Genomic DNA, 13,825 nt, shown 5'->3' on the forward strand with positions numbered 1-13,825 from the left:
AAACCCGGCCGCGCGCGGTCGGGTTTTGCGTATACACACAAGGGTTTGCACCGCGTCTCGACGCCGGGGTTTACATTCGGCGCCTCGGATGGAACGATTCCCGGATGAACCACGAGCACCCGCAGGACGCGGCCTCGGCAATTCCCCCCCTATTCAGGAGCCCTCATGACCCAGGTGAAAACCGGCGACACCGTCCGTCTGCATTACACAGGAACCCTAGACGACGGGACGCAGTTCGACAGTTCGGCGGGTCGCGATCCGCTTGAATTCACCGTCGGGTCCGGTCAGATCATCCCCGGCCTTGACCGCGAGATGACCGGCATGGAAGTCGGCGAGAAGAAAACCGTGAAGATCGCCCCGGAAGACGCTTACGGATCGCACGATCCGGGCCGCGTTCAGGCCGTGCCGCGCGACCAGATCCCCGATCACATCCCGACCGAGCCCGGCACCCAACTGCAGATGCAGACCCCGCAAGGTCAGGCCATCCCGGTCACCGTGACCGACGTCAACGACAGCGAGATTACGCTGGACGCCAACCACCCGCTGGCCGGCAAGACGCTGACCTTCGACGTGGAACTGGTCTCGGTCAACTGATCGCGCGCGGCGGGTTCGAATTTTCATTGAAAATTCGGGCGTACCGCTGCGGACGCATGGACAAGCATGCGGGCAGGATTAATCTTGCCCGCATGACAGACGATTTCTCTCCTGCCAGCTTCTGGGACGACCGGTACGATCGGTCGGATTACCTGTTCGGCACCCGCCCCGCCGGTTTCGTCGAACAACAGGCCCACCGCATCCCGCACGGCGCCCGCGTACTGGCCGTCGCCGATGGCGAGGGGCGCAATTCGGTCTGGCTTGCCAAGCGCGGGCTGGACGTCACCGCGATGGACAACTCGCAGGTCGGGCTTAGCAAGGCGCGCGCCCTTGCCGCAAGCGAAGGCGTCTCGGTCGATTTCCAGCTGGCCGACATCCTGTCCTACGGCTGGACCGCCGACAGCTATGACGTGGTGCTGGGCGTCTACTTCCAGTTCCTGTCACCCGACGACCGCCCGGCGGTGTTTCATGGGATGAACGCCGCCCTGCGGCCCGGCGGCCTGCTTATGATCCACGGGTTCGCCCCGCGACAGGTGGATTACGGCACCGGCGGCCCCGGCAAGATCGAGAACATGTACACGCTGGACCTGCTGCACGACGCCTTTCCAGACTACGAAGTGCTGCACGAGGCCGACTACGACGCCCATGTCGACAGCGGAGAGGGCCACAACGGCACCGCCGCGCTGATCGATTTCGTCGCCCGCAAGCCCGGCGCCTGACGCTCCGGGCCACTGGCCCGCTCTTGCCCCGACCGACGTGCTGCCCTAGAGGCAGCGCATGAGCCGCTGGCGTACATACAGGCCGCATGTCGCGGGTCTTCTCGGGCTTGGCCTGCCGCTGATCGGCAGCCACCTTGCACAGGTTGCGATCGGCGTGACCGACGCCCTGATGCTGGGCTGGTACGACGTCGAGGCACTGGCCGCCGCCACCCTCGCACATTCCATCTGGTTCGTGATCTTCATCCTCGGCTCGGGCTTCGCCTTCGCCGTCATGCCGATGGTCGCGCAAGCCATCGGATCGGGCGACGACCGTCAGGTCCGCCGGGTGACGCGGATGGGTATGTGGATCTCGATCCTGTTCGGACTGGCCGTGATGCCCGCCCTGATCTGGTCGCGCCCCCTGCTGGAACTGATGGGCCAGACAGAGATCGTGGCGACGCTTGCGCAAACCTACCTTGCGATCACCGCAGTCGCGATGGTGCCCGCCCTGCTGGTGATGGTGCTGAAAAGCTATCTGTCGTCGCTGGAACGCACGCAGGTGGTTCTGTGGATCACGCTGGCCGGGGCCGGTGTGAACATCGCGCTGAACTACATCCTGATCTTCGGCAAGCTGGGCCTGCCCGAGATGGGCATCGCCGGCGCCGCGACCGCCTCTTTGACGGTGCATGTCCTGAGCTTTCTTGCCTTCGCGGTCTATGCGGCGCAGGTGACCCGCGAACACACGCTGTTCGCCCGCTTCTGGCGCCCCGACTGGGAAGCCTTCTGGCAGGTCTTCCGCCTTGGCTGGCCCATCGGCATCACCAACCTTGCAGAGACGGGGCTGTTCGCCGCGACGGCGGTGATGATGGGCTGGCTGGGCCCGGTGCCGCTGGCGGCGCACGGGGTGGCGATCCAGCTGGCATCGCTGACCTTCGTGGTTCACCTTGGCCTTAGCCAAGCCGCCACGGTGCGGGCCGGCGCGGCGCTTGGGCGCGGCGACCTCGACTTTCTGCGGCTGGGCGCCCGCGCGGTCACCGGCTTGTCGATTCTGTTCGCCATCGTGACGATGGTCGTCTACCTGTCGGTGCCCGAACTGCTGGTCGGCCTGTTCGTCGACCCCGCCGACCCACGCCGCCCCGAGATCCTTGCCATCGGCGTCGTCCTGCTGTCGGTCGCGGCGCTGTTCAACACCGTGGACGGGCTGCAGGTGATCGCCCTTGGGCTGCTGCGCGGCCTGCAGGACACGCGAACCCCGATGATCCTTGCGGCGGTGTCCTACTGGGTATTCGGCTTTCCGGCGGGCTACGTGTTCGGCTTCGTCCTGGACTTCGGCGCGCCCGGCGTCTGGGCCGGGCTGGTCTGCGGCCTTGCCGTTGCGGCGTTCACCCTGCTTTGGCGATTCTGGGCCGAGTTCGCACGCCGCGCCCGCCGCGCCGACCCGGCACAGGCCTAGGCGCTACAGCGGCCAGAACACCAGGATCGCCGGAACCGAGACCGCGACGACCAGAATTTCCAGCGGCAGCCCCATCCGCCAGTAATCGCCGAACTTGTAGCCGCCCGGCCCAAGGATCAGCGTGTTGTTCTTGTGCCCGATGGGCGTCAGGAAAGCACAGGACGCGGCGACCGCGACAGCCATCAGGAACGGGTCCGGGTTCACCTCCAGCGACTGCGCCATTCGAATGCCGACCGGCGCCGCGACGATGGCGGTGGCGGTGTTGTTCAGCACGTCCGACAGGCTCATTGTGACGACCATCAGCACGGTCAGGATCGCCCAAGGCGGCATCCCCTCGGTCAGGCCGACCAGCGCCCCGGCGATCAGTTCGGTGCCGCCCGAGCTTTCCAGCGCCGCGCCCAGCGGGATCATCGAGCCCAGCAAGACCACAACCGGCCACTCGATGTGGGTATAGACCTCTGTCACCGGCACGATGCGCGTCAGCACATAGCCGACCACGACCAGCCCCAGCGCCACCGGCAGGTAAATCAGCCCAAGCGACGCCGCCGCCACCGCCGCGGCGAACATGCCGATGGCCAGCCACGTCTTGCTGTCCTGCGTCACCGACAGGCCGCGCTCTGCCAGCGGCAGACAGCCCAGCCACTCGACAACCTCGGCCTCCTCGCCTTCGGGCACCAGCAACAGCAGGATGTCCCCGGCGCGGATCGTCTCGCGGCGCAACTGGCCCGAGACGCCGGCGCCCTTGCGCGAGATCCCCAACAGGATCGACCGCCGTCGCCAGTTCAGCCCGATCGCCCGCGCGCTGCGCCCAGCGATGCGCGCGTCCTGCGGCACCACGACCTCGATCTTCGAGACGCCATCGCTGTTGTCCAGCAGGTACGACTCGCGCTTGGGATCGGCGAACTTCAGCGACAGCGCGGTGCGGAACTCGTCCAGCGCCTGCGGCGTCGCCTGCAGCACCAGCGCATCCTGCGCCTCAATCACCATGTCGCGCCGCTTGCCCTTCAGACGCTCTCCGCTGCGCACGATACCAAGGATCACGACGTCGGCCTTTTCGGCCTCTTCGTCCAGATCGTCCAACCGCATCCCGATCTGCGCGCCGTCCTCCGGCACGGTCAGTTCGGCGATATAGGCCGCGTCGTCCATCGCGCTATCGGACACGGTGGCCGCCGCCGTCGGGATCAGCCGCCAGCCCACCAGCGCCACGAAGGCCAGCCCCACCAGCGCGGTGATGCCACCGACGGGGGCAAAGTCGAACATGCTGAAGCTTTCGCCCAGCGACTCGGCCCGGATCGAGGCGATGATGATGTTGGGCGGCGTGCCGATCAGTGTCGCCATGCCGCCAAGGATGGTGGCGAACGACAGGGGCATCAGCGACAGGCCGGGCGCCCGGCCCGCCTTGCGCGCGGTCTGGATGTCCACCGGCATCAGCAACGCCAGCGCGGCGACGTTGTTCATGAAGGCCGACAGCACACCGCCGACCCCGCCCATGATCGCGATATGCGTGCCCAGCGCGCGCGAACTGTCCACCAGTGTCCGGGTGATCAGATAGACCGCGCCGGACCGCACAAGCCCGGCGGACACCACCAGCACCAGCGCCACGATCAGCGTGGCGGAATGGCCGAAGCCGGAAAACGCCTCTTCCGTCGGCACCACGCCCAGCACCACCCCCAGCATCAGCGCCCCGAAGGCCACGAGGTCATAGCGGAACCGCCCCCATAGAAGCAGTCCGAAGACGGCGATGAACAGCGCGAAAAGGATGATCTGGTCCTGGGTCATGGCGCGACCCTATGCCGGTTTCGCGCCAAGCTGAACCACTCGTTACACGCCCCGGCGCGCGCCCGCCCGAACGTCGCGGCGGCGTCGAGTGCGGGAGCCTCCGGCGGGGATATTTGAGGACCAAAGACATCGGGACGCACGGCAGGTCTCTTTGGTCCGGAAATATCCTGGGGGTGAATGCGGGCGCAGCCCGCAGAGGGGGCAAAGCCCCCTTCCCCGATGGCCCCTGACCTACAAGGCCTACCGCTTCGCGGCGAAGAAGTCCTTCAAAAGCGCCTCGCAGTCGCGGGCCGCGATGCCGTCGATCACCTCGGGGGCGTGGTGCATCTGGGGATGGCTGAAGACGCGCGGGCCGTGGGCCACGCCGCCGGACTTCGGGTCGGACGCGCCGTAGCACAGCCGCGCGATGCGGGCGAAGCCGATGGCGGCGGCGCACATCGGGCAGGGTTCCAGCGTCACGTACAGGACGTGGCCCGGCAGCCGTTCCGAGCCGGCGGCGGCGCAGGCGGCGCGCAGGGCGAGGATCTCGGCGTGGGCGGTGGGGTCGGACAGTTCGCGGGTGCGATTGCCCGCGCGTGCGACGATGCGGCCCGCGGGGTCTGTGATCACCGCGCCCACCGGCACCTCGCCGCGCAGGGCGGCGGCGCGCGCCTCTTGCAGCGCGGCATCCATCTGGCTTGCAAACGCGGTCATGGCGTTTCTTCGCGCAAACGTCAGCACTTTGCCAGCGGCAATCTTTCCGCGCGCGCCTTGACCCTCGCGCCGCCGGGCGAAAGGATCGGTGCGACCGCCTCCATTGACCGCCCGGACCTTCATGCAGCAGACACCCCTTTTCAATCTCGTGCTTTTTCTGGTGCTGGCGGTCACGCTGACGACGATCCTGTACCTTGGGCGCGGTGTGATCCTGCCCATCGTCGCCGCCACGATCCTTGTCTACCTGATGAGCGCCGCGACGGCCGCGCTGGCGCGGGTGCCGATGCTGGACCGGCTGCCGAACGGGATGCTGAGCTTTCTGGTCGTCCTGGTATTCTCGCTGGTCGTCGCCCTGTTCGCCGCCGTCGTCGCCGCCACCGTGCGCAGCATCATCGAGGTGATCCCGGGCTACGAAGCGAACCTGGACCGCTTCATCGTCGGGATGGCGGACCGGCTGAACCTTGACGCGACCGAGATGTGGGACAGCCTGCGCACCGCCACCATCGACCGGATCGACATCGAGGCGCTGACCATCGCCCTGCTGGGCAACTTCACCAGTCTTGGCGGCATGATCTTCGTGATCCTGATCTACGCCGCCTTCCTGACCGGCGAGCGGATGCGGTTTCCCGCCAAGATCGCCCGCGCGCTGCCCGAAGCCGGCGACGCCGAGCGGGTGATGAGCGTGGTGCAGCAGGTCAACGCGCAGATCACCACCTATCTGGGCGTCAAAACGCTGATCAACATCATCCTTGCGTCGATCTGCTATGTCATCCTGTGGGCGCTGGGCATCGATTTCGCGCTGTTCTGGGCGATCGTCATCGGGATGCTGAACTACATCCCCTATTTCGGCTCGTACCTTGGGGTCGCCTTCCCGGCGGTTTTGTCGCTGGCGCAGTTCGTTTCGGTGCCGTGGACGTTGCTGGTCACGGTCCTGCTGACCGCCGCGCAGTTCGTCGTCGGCAACATCCTGGAACCGCGCCTGATCGGCAGGCAGTTGAACCTTAGCCCCTTCGTCGTCCTGATCGCGCTGGCGTTCTGGGGCGCGCTGTGGGGCATTCCGGGGGCGATGCTTGCGATCCCGATGACGTCGATCCTGATCATTGTTCTCAGCCAGTTCCGGTCCACCCGCTTTCTTGCCGTGCTTGCCGCCGAACGGCTTGACCCGGACCCCGGTCTGCCCGCGCGGTCTCGTCCTGCCGCGGACGAGGTTTCCGCGCCCTGACAACGCGGGCTGACGCCGCTCTTCCAAAGCGCCGCACGGCGCGGTAAGGCGGGCGCATGACCGAGACCCCTCCTCCCGGCGACCGGATCGCCAAGGTGCTTGCCCGCGCGGGCATCGCCAGCCGTCGTGACGCCGAGCGGATGATCGAGGCCGGCCGCGTCGCGGTGAACGGCAAGGTGATCGGGTCCCCGGCCCTGAACGTCACCGCGCAGGACCGCGTCACCGTCGACGGCGCGCCGCTGGCGCCGCCCGAGCCGCCGCGGCTGTGGCTGTACAACAAGCCCACCGGGCTGGTGACCACCGCCAAGGACGAACAGGGCCGCGAGACGGTGTTCGACGCCCTGCCCGAGGATATGCCCCGGGTGATGAGCGTGGGGCGGCTTGACCTGAACTCGGAAGGGCTGCTGCTGCTGACCAACGACGGGGGCGTCAAGCGCAAGCTGGAACTGCCCTCGACCGGCTGGCTGCGCCGCTACCGCGTGCGGGTCAACGGAAAGCCCGACGATGCGACGCTGGAGCCGCTGCGCAAGGGTATCGAGATCGAGGGCGAGCGGTTTCAGGCGATGGAGGTCGTACTGGACCGCCAGCAGGGCGCGAACGCGTGGCTGACGGTCGGCATCCGCGAGGGCCGCAACCGCGAGATCCGCCGCGCGATGGAAGCCGTCGGCCTTGCGGTGAACCGGCTGATCCGGGTCAGCTATGGCCCCTTCCAGCTGGGCAACCTCGGCACCGGCGAGGTCAGCGAGATCAAGGGCCGCGTGCTGCGCGATCAGCTTGGGCTGGACACCTCGGAGACCGAGGCCCCGGGCCGCGCGCCAAAGGGCAAGGGGCGACCTGACCGGTCCGGCCCCGGACAGACCAAGGGTCCGCGATCCGGGCCGGGAAAGCCGGGTTCCGGCAAACCGGCCTCGGCTAAGCAAGGATCGGGCAAACCGGGCCGGGCACGGGGTGCTGCGGCGCACAAGGACGAGTGGCAGTCCGGCAAGTCATGGCGCGGCGCGGGCGGGCCCGCTGCCAAAACAGGGCCCAAGTCCGGCCCGAAATCCGGCCCGAGGGGCAACGCCACCGGCGGCAAGCGTCCGGGCGGCGACGGTCGTGGCCCCAACCAAGGACCTAAGAAAAGCCCGGGCCAAGGTCCGGGCCGGGGCCCCAAACCGCGCGGCTGATCCCGGCGCATCGCACCCGCTTACCTTGCCGTCCGACCAGAACCGGCGCGCAATGCACGCACCGGTCCGAAAGGCGTGGCGTGCGGGGCCAATCCCGGCGGCGCCCTTGCCTGCGGATGTGCCTGCTGTATCTCTAATCACAGATTTTTGACCGAGCGGGACGAATACATGGCCGATCTTCTTACACTCCAGAACCTCGGCAACCTTTTGATGCTGTGCTTTCTTCAGGCGGTTCTGGGCTTTGACAACCTTCTGTACATCTCGATCCAGTCGCAACGCGCCCCCGTGGCGCAGCAGAAAAGCGTGCGGTTCTGGGGGATCATCATCGCTGTGGCGCTGCGGGTGATTCTGCTGTTCGCGATGGTCCACCTGATCGACCTTCTGGCCGAGCCGTTCTTCGTGATGAACTGGGAGGGCGTGCTGGAAGGCGGCGTGAACTTCGCGACCTGCGTGTTCATCTTCGGCGGCGTGTTCATCATGTACACGGCGGTGAAAGAGATCGCGCACATGCTGTCGATCAACCACCTCGCGACGGATGTCGAGGGTGGCGCCGGCATGTCGGCGGCCAAGGTTGTCGGGCTGATCGTCATGATGAACCTGATCTTCTCGTTCGACTCGATCCTATCGGCGCTGGCCATCACCGACGTGTTCCCGGTCCTTGCGATCGCGATCATCCTGTCGGGCGTGGCGATGCTGGTGCTGGCCGACGGCGTCACCACCTTCCTGTCCAAGAACCGGATGTTCGAGGTGCTGGGCCTGTTCATCCTGCTGATCGTCGGCGTCGTGCTGCTGGGCGAGGCCGGGCAGGCCGCCGCCCATGCCGCCCATGACGAGACGCTGGCGCTGCATGTCTTCGGCTACGAAATCATCCCGATGTCCAAGACAACCTTCTATTTCTCGGTCATCGTGTTGTTCGCGGTCGAGGCGATACAGGCGCGCTATTCGCGCAAGCTGGCGGCCGAACGGCAGGCCGCGACGCGCCAGATGGCGGGCCACTGAAGAACATCGGGCCGGTGCGCAATGCTCGCTGGCCCGGACCCTGCAAATGACCTAGGCTGCGGGTAAGAAGAAGGAGGGCTTGCCCTTGGCACGGCTGGTACTTGCCGTTCTATTCATCGGCATTCTGGTTCTTGCCGGACTTGCCGTGGTTCGCACCGTGCGCGGCGGCATCGCCGCCGTGGATCAGGGAAAGGGACTTGATATGGCCGAGAACGGAATGCTTCCGAAGATCGCCTACGTTCTGCTGATCGCCCTGATCCTCTACGTCGTCCTCTGGGGGAGCTGACGATGGCGCAACGCTTTGGCGGGCGGTTCAGCCCGGACGGCAGCAATCAGCCGGGACCTCAGGGCGCGCCGAATGCGCGCGGCTGGGCCGGGCGGCGCCCCCGGTCGGGCGGACGGGCCAACCTGCTGTTCATCGCGCCCCTGCCCCTTGTCGTCACCGCGTTCTTCAAGGAACCCGTCGGGCTTGCGCTGGATCTGGTGGCGTTCGGCATCCTGATGGCCGCCGCCTTCATGACCCGCGAGGGGCTGAAGGCCGAGGCCGCCTATGACGCACGCCGCATCGCCCGGCGCCCAGCCCTGCCGCGCAAGATCCTTGGCTCGGTCCTGACCGGGCTCGGGCTGGCCGTCGCGGGCTGGAGTGGGGACGGCAGTGTGCTGAACCCGCTGATCTTCGGCGTACTGGGCGTGGTGCTGCACGTTCTGTCCTTCGGGCTGGACCCGATGTCGGACAAGGGTGCCGAGGGCATCGACCAGTTTCAGTCCGACCGCGTCGCCCGCGCGGTGGACGAGGCCGAGAAGCACCTTGCCGCCATGTCCGACGCCATCCTGCGGGCCGGCGACCGCAGTCTTGAACGGCGGGTCGAGAAATTTCAGGGCACCGTCAAGACGATGTTCCGCACGATCGAGGACGATCCCCGCGACCTGACCGGCGCGCGCAAGTACCTTAGCGTCTATTTGCTGGGGGCGAAGGACGCGACGGTGAAGTTCGCCGACCTTTACGCCCGCACCCGGGACGAAGGCGCGCGGTCCGATTACGAATCCCTGCTCGACGATCTAGAGGCGAATTTCAGCGCACAAACCGAGAAGCTGCTCGGCGACAATCGCACTGACCTCGATATCGAGATAGAAGTTTTGCGTGACAGGCTTGCCCGTGAAGGGGTCCGGCCGGAGTAGGGTATTGAATTGGCATATTTCGGGGACAATTAGGGGGTTAGCACCATGACCGAGGCCGTACGTCAGAAAGCCGCTGAAACGTTGAAAGAAGTCGAAGAAGTCACCGCCGTTCTCCTGCCCGAGCCAAGCACCGAGCTTGTGCCGCTGAAAACGGCTGACGCGCCCACCGCCGACGCCATCCGCAAGCGCATGGACGAGATCGACATCACGGATGCGAACTCGATCATCTCGTTCGGGTCCGCCGCGCAGGCGGAATTGCAAGAGATCAGCCAGTCGATGCTGACCGACGTCCGCAACAAGGACGTGGGCCCGGCGGGCGACTCGTTGCGCGACATCGTCACCACGATCCGCGGTTTCTCGGTCTCTGAACTGGACGTGCGCCGTGACCGGTCGTGGTGGGAAAAGCTGACCGGCAAGATGGCCCCGATGGCCAAGTTCGTCGCCCGTTACGAAACGGTGCAGGGGCAGATCGACAAGATCACCGACACCCTGCTGGGGCACGAGCACAAGCTGCTGAAGGACATCAAGTCGCTGGACGTCCTGTATGAAAAGACGCTGGCCTTCTACGACGAGCTTGCGCTGTACATCGCCGCCGGCGAGGAAAAGCTGGAAGAGCTTGACGCCGTGACCATCCCCGCCAAGGAGAAAGAGGTCGAGGCCGCGCCCGAGGACGAGGGCGTGATGAAGGCGCAGGAACTGCGCGACGTGCGCGCCGCCCGCGACGATCTTGAACGCCGGGTGCACGACCTGAAGCTGACGCGGCAGGTCACGATGCAGTCGCTGCCGTCGATCCGGCTGGTGCAGGAAAACGACAAGTCGCTGGTCACCAAGATCAACTCGACCCTCGTGAACACCGTGCCGCTGTGGGAAACCCAGCTGGCGCAGGCTGTCACGATCCAGCGCAGCGCCGAAGCCGCGCAGGCCGTGCGCGAGGCGAACGACCTGACGAACGAACTGCTGACCTCGAACGCCGAGAACCTGCGCACCGCGAACCGCACCGTGCGCGAGGAAATGGAACGCGGCGTGTTCGATATCGAAGCGGTGAAGAAGGCGAACGCCGACCTGATCGCGACGATTCAGGAAAGCCTGCAGATCGCGGACGAAGGCAAAGCCAAGCGCGCCGTCGCCGAGGAAGAACTGCAGAAAATGGAAAAAGAACTGCGCGACACGCTGGCCTCGGCCAAGGCGCGTGGCGACCGGACCGGCGACACCGTCGGCACCGCGGTTCCCGGGGTCTGACGGGGGATCGTGAGGGCGCGCATACGGATATCGGCGGTCGCGGGGCTGCTTCTGGCGCTCGCGGCCTGCGAGGACTCGGTGCGCTTTTCACCTCCGCCCGCGGCGCGCCCCGACCTGCCCGAAGCCGAAACCGCGCCAGAGCCTTCGGCGGTCAGCCGCGAACTTGCGGGCTATTACGCGCGGGTCGAGAATGACCTGCGCGCGCAGGGCCTTCTGCGGACCGACGGCGGCGGGACCGACACGCCCTACAGCACCCGTCAGCTTGTCGAGAACTTCGTGCGCATCGCCCTGTACGAGGAATTTGCGAACGTGAACGGGCGGCTTGTGGCGCAGCAGACGGAAAGCCGCCTGCACCGCTGGACCCAGCCGATCCGCATGAAGGTCCACTTCGGCGACACGATCCCCGAAGACCAGCGCAAGACCGACCGGGACGAGATCGCGCTGTACACCGCACGGCTGTCGCGCGTGACCGGGCTTCCGGTGCTGCTGACCGACCGCAACCCGAACTACCACGTCTTCATCGTCAACGAGGATGAGCGCCGGCAGATCGGCCCTGAACTGCGGGCGATCATCCCCGACATCAGCCAAAGCGCGATCACGACCGTCGAAACGATGCGCCGGTCGACCTTCTGTCTGGTGTTCGCCCGCGATCCGCGCAACGACGGCGCCTATACGCAGGCCGTCGCGGTGATCCGTGGCGAGCATCCCGACCTGCTGCGGAAATCCTGCATCCACGAGGAACTGGCCCAAGGCCTTGGCCTGTCCAACGACAGCCCGATGGCGCGGCCGTCGATCTTCAACGACGACGAGGAATTCGCGCTGCTGACCCGGCATGACGAGCTGCTTTTGCGGATGCTGTACGATCCCCGGATGCGCAACAACATGTCCGAGCGCGAAGCCCGCCCGATCGCCAACATCATCGCCGCAGAGCTTTTGGGCGGCGATTCGTAAGGCTTCCTTAGCTCTTGCCGGCGATACAGTGCCACTGGACCCGTTGCCTGACCGGACCCGATGCTTGACCAGACCGACATCCGCCGCATCCGCACCGGCTTTGCCCGGATCAAATGCGCCCCCGACGCCCTGACGCGGGACTTCTACGAGCGGCTGTTTCGCGCCGCGCCGGACGTGCGCCCGATGTTTCCCGACGACATTCGCCGGCAGGCTGGCAAGCTGCAAAAGATGCTGGCGCTGGTGGTCCAGACGCTTGACGACCTTGATGCGCTGATCCCGCAGCTTCGTGCGCTGGGGGCCCGCCACGTCGGCTATGGCACGGCGGACGCGCAATACGCCGTGGTGGGCGAGGTGCTGATCGACACGCTGGCCGCGCATATCCCCGGCTGGACCGATGCCGACCGCCGCGCGTGGACCGCCCTGTACGGGCTGGCCACCGCCGCCGCGCTGGAAGGCGCCGCAGAGGCGCGCGCGGCGGGCTGACGCCGTTCCCCCGACGCCGGGCCGTTGCGCGACCGGTCCGAGGGCAAGCCGCCACCGCCGCCTCCGCCACCTTCGGCGAATTGGCCGCGCCGCAACACGCTTCCCGCCCCGGCCCCCGTTTGCTACACCGCTGACAACAGGGCCTTGGAGGTTTGCATGGGCATCTTCGATTTTCTCAGCGGCGAATTCATCGACGTCATTCACTGGGTGGACGACACCCGCGACACGATGGTCTGGCGGTTCGAACGCCACGGCCATGAAATCAAGTACGGCGCCAAGCTGACCGTGCGCGAGGGACAGGCCGCCGTCTTCGTCCACGAGGGCCAGTTGGCCGACGTCTTCACCCCCGGTCTCTACATGCTCGAGACCAACAACATGCCGATCATGACGACGCTGCAGCACTGGGACCACGGCTTCAAGTCGCCGTTCAAGTCCGAGATCTACTTCGTCAATACCACCCGCTTCACCGACCTGAAGTGGGGCACCAAGAACCCGATCATGCTGCGTGACCCCGAATTCGGGCCGACCCGGATCCGCGCCTTCGGCACCTACTCGGTCCGCGTCGCCGACCCCGCGAAGTTCATGACCGAGATCGTCGGCACCGACGGCGAGTTCACGATGGACGAGATCGGGTATCAGGTCCGCAACATCATCGTGCAGGAATTCTCGCGGACCATCGCGGGCTCGGGCATTCCGGTGCTGGACATGGCGGCGAACACCGCCGACCTCGGCAAGATGATCGCCGCCGAAATCTCGCCCATCGTGGGCGAGTACGGCCTGTCGATCCCCGAGTTCTACATCGAGAACATCTCGCTTCCCCCGGCGGTCGAAGAGGTGCTGGACAAGCGCACCTCGATGGGCGTCGTCGGCGATCTGGGCAAGTTCACCCAGTTCTCGGCGGCAGAGGCGATGACCCACGCGGCGCAGAACCCCGCAGGCGGCGGCATGGCCGCCGGGATGGGCGCCGGAATGGGGCTGGCGATGGCGCAGAACATGGGCGCTGGAATGGGTCCGTGGGGCGCCCGCCCCGCGCAGGCGCAGCCCGCACCCCAGGCCGCCCCCGCGCCGCCGCCCCCGGCCGAGAAGGTCTGGCACATCGCGGCGAACGGCGAGACGACCGGCCCGTTCTCGAAGGCGTCGCTGGGCCGCATGGCCGCGGCGGGCGACCTGACGCGCGAAAGCTATGTCTGGACCGCCGGGCAGGACGGCTGGATGAAGGCCGAGGATGTGCGCGAACTGGCGCAGCTGTTCACCATCCTGCCGCCCCCGCCGCCGCCGGGCATCTGACCCGCATCGGGCTGCGCGTGGGAAGATGGGGGCTCTGCCCCCGTCTCCTGCGGAGACTCCCCCGAGGTATTTTCGAAGAGAA

The 13,825-nt window shown here is 66.7% G+C and carries 14 protein-coding genes; 12 read left to right on the top strand and 2 right to left on the bottom strand.

What is annotated here, in order from left to right:
- Window positions 1-165 precede the first annotated feature (165 nt).
- The 3 genes from P1K30_RS18670 to P1K30_RS18680 all read left to right on the top strand — a co-directional run bounded on the left by P1K30_RS18670 (window position 166) and on the right by P1K30_RS18680 (window position 2,745).
- Window positions 166-594: an FKBP-type peptidyl-prolyl cis-trans isomerase gene (locus tag P1K30_RS18670; protein ID WP_275634284.1), complete on the top strand. Its 429-nt coding sequence runs from the start codon at window positions 166-168 to the stop codon at window positions 592-594.
- Window positions 595-686: 92 nt separating this feature from the next.
- A complete protein-coding gene (locus P1K30_RS18675) occupies window positions 687-1,313 on the top strand; it encodes an SAM-dependent methyltransferase (RefSeq protein WP_275634285.1) in 627 nt (208 codons plus the stop codon).
- Window positions 1,314-1,371: 58 nt separating this feature from the next.
- The gene (locus tag P1K30_RS18680; protein WP_275634286.1) at window positions 1,372-2,745 is read left to right on the top strand and encodes an MATE family efflux transporter; all 1,374 of its coding nucleotides are present in this window, start codon (window positions 1,372-1,374) and stop codon (window positions 2,743-2,745) included.
- A gap of 3 nt (window positions 2,746-2,748) precedes the next feature.
- Here P1K30_RS18680 and P1K30_RS18685 read toward each other — a convergent pair whose 3' ends face one another.
- Together P1K30_RS18685 and P1K30_RS18690 are read right to left on the bottom strand one after the other, a co-directional pair.
- Window positions 2,749-4,524 carry an SLC13 family permease gene (locus P1K30_RS18685; protein WP_275634287.1) on the bottom strand — a complete coding sequence of 592 codons (1,776 nt, stop codon included), beginning with the start codon at window positions 4,522-4,524 and terminating at the stop codon, window positions 2,749-2,751.
- Between the two features lie 240 nt (window positions 4,525-4,764).
- Window positions 4,765-5,217: a nucleoside deaminase gene (locus tag P1K30_RS18690; RefSeq protein ID WP_275634288.1), complete on the bottom strand. Its 453-nt coding sequence runs from the start codon at window positions 5,215-5,217 to the stop codon at window positions 4,765-4,767.
- A gap of 121 nt (window positions 5,218-5,338) precedes the next feature.
- On the opposite strand from P1K30_RS18690, the gene P1K30_RS18695 reads away from it, so the two are divergent.
- The 9 genes from P1K30_RS18695 to P1K30_RS18735 all read left to right on the top strand — a co-directional run bounded on the left by P1K30_RS18695 (window position 5,339) and on the right by P1K30_RS18735 (window position 13,743).
- Entirely contained in the window at window positions 5,339-6,439 is a 1,101-nt protein-coding gene (locus tag P1K30_RS18695; RefSeq protein WP_275634289.1) for an AI-2E family transporter, read from the top strand.
- 56 nt (window positions 6,440-6,495) lie between these two features.
- Window positions 6,496-7,605, top strand: coding sequence for a pseudouridine synthase (locus tag P1K30_RS18700; RefSeq protein WP_275634290.1), 1,110 nt, complete (start codon window positions 6,496-6,498; stop codon window positions 7,603-7,605).
- A gap of 168 nt (window positions 7,606-7,773) precedes the next feature.
- Window positions 7,774-8,604, top strand: a complete 831-nt coding sequence (locus P1K30_RS18705) for a TerC family protein (protein WP_275634291.1) — start codon at window positions 7,774-7,776, stop codon at window positions 8,602-8,604.
- 85 nt (window positions 8,605-8,689) lie between these two features.
- Entirely contained in the window at window positions 8,690-8,890 is a 201-nt protein-coding gene (locus P1K30_RS18710) for a hypothetical protein (protein ID WP_275634292.1), read from the top strand.
- Between the two features lie 2 nt (window positions 8,891-8,892).
- Window positions 8,893-9,783, top strand: coding sequence for a 5-bromo-4-chloroindolyl phosphate hydrolysis family protein (locus P1K30_RS18715; protein ID WP_275634293.1), 891 nt, complete (start codon window positions 8,893-8,895; stop codon window positions 9,781-9,783).
- A gap of 45 nt (window positions 9,784-9,828) precedes the next feature.
- Complete coding sequence (locus tag P1K30_RS18720) at window positions 9,829-11,022, top strand: toxic anion resistance protein (RefSeq protein WP_275634294.1); 1,194 nt, start codon at window positions 9,829-9,831, stop codon at window positions 11,020-11,022.
- Window positions 11,023-11,031: 9 nt separating this feature from the next.
- A complete protein-coding gene (locus P1K30_RS18725) occupies window positions 11,032-11,973 on the top strand; it encodes a DUF2927 domain-containing protein (RefSeq protein ID WP_275634295.1) in 942 nt (313 codons plus the stop codon).
- A 60-nt stretch (window positions 11,974-12,033) separates the two neighbouring features.
- Entirely contained in the window at window positions 12,034-12,456 is a 423-nt protein-coding gene (locus P1K30_RS18730) for a globin domain-containing protein (protein WP_275634296.1), read from the top strand.
- A gap of 156 nt (window positions 12,457-12,612) precedes the next feature.
- The gene (locus tag P1K30_RS18735; RefSeq protein WP_275634297.1) at window positions 12,613-13,743 is read left to right on the top strand and encodes an SPFH domain-containing protein; all 1,131 of its coding nucleotides are present in this window, start codon (window positions 12,613-12,615) and stop codon (window positions 13,741-13,743) included.
- Window positions 13,744-13,825 lie beyond the last annotated feature (82 nt).

This window comes from Psychromarinibacter halotolerans, assembly GCF_029168315.1.
GTDB lineage: Bacteria > Pseudomonadota > Alphaproteobacteria > Rhodobacterales > Rhodobacteraceae > Psychromarinibacter > Psychromarinibacter halotolerans.

What these genes read in the sequence shown, in the direction of transcription:
- P1K30_RS18670 (WP_275634284.1), top strand. Translation starts at nt 166, where the DNA reads ATGACCCAGGTGAAAACCGGCGACACCGTCCGTCTGCATTACACAGGA.
- P1K30_RS18690 (WP_275634288.1), bottom strand. Translation starts at nt 5,217, where the DNA reads ATGACCGCGTTTGCAAGCCAGATGGATGCCGCGCTGCAAGAGGCGCGC.
- P1K30_RS18685 (WP_275634287.1), bottom strand. Translation starts at nt 4,524, where the DNA reads ATGACCCAGGACCAGATCATCCTTTTCGCGCTGTTCATCGCCGTCTTC.
- P1K30_RS18715 (WP_275634293.1), top strand. Translation starts at nt 8,893, where the DNA reads ATGGCGCAACGCTTTGGCGGGCGGTTCAGCCCGGACGGCAGCAATCAG.
- P1K30_RS18680 (WP_275634286.1), top strand. Translation starts at nt 1,372, where the DNA reads ATGAGCCGCTGGCGTACATACAGGCCGCATGTCGCGGGTCTTCTCGGG.
- P1K30_RS18705 (WP_275634291.1), top strand. Translation starts at nt 7,774, where the DNA reads ATGGCCGATCTTCTTACACTCCAGAACCTCGGCAACCTTTTGATGCTG.
- P1K30_RS18695 (WP_275634289.1), top strand. Translation starts at nt 5,339, where the DNA reads ATGCAGCAGACACCCCTTTTCAATCTCGTGCTTTTTCTGGTGCTGGCG.
- P1K30_RS18700 (WP_275634290.1), top strand. Translation starts at nt 6,496, where the DNA reads ATGACCGAGACCCCTCCTCCCGGCGACCGGATCGCCAAGGTGCTTGCC.
- P1K30_RS18675 (WP_275634285.1), top strand. Translation starts at nt 687, where the DNA reads ATGACAGACGATTTCTCTCCTGCCAGCTTCTGGGACGACCGGTACGAT.
- P1K30_RS18735 (WP_275634297.1), top strand. Translation starts at nt 12,613, where the DNA reads ATGGGCATCTTCGATTTTCTCAGCGGCGAATTCATCGACGTCATTCAC.
- P1K30_RS18730 (WP_275634296.1), top strand. Translation starts at nt 12,034, where the DNA reads ATGCTTGACCAGACCGACATCCGCCGCATCCGCACCGGCTTTGCCCGG.
- P1K30_RS18720 (WP_275634294.1), top strand. Translation starts at nt 9,829, where the DNA reads ATGACCGAGGCCGTACGTCAGAAAGCCGCTGAAACGTTGAAAGAAGTC.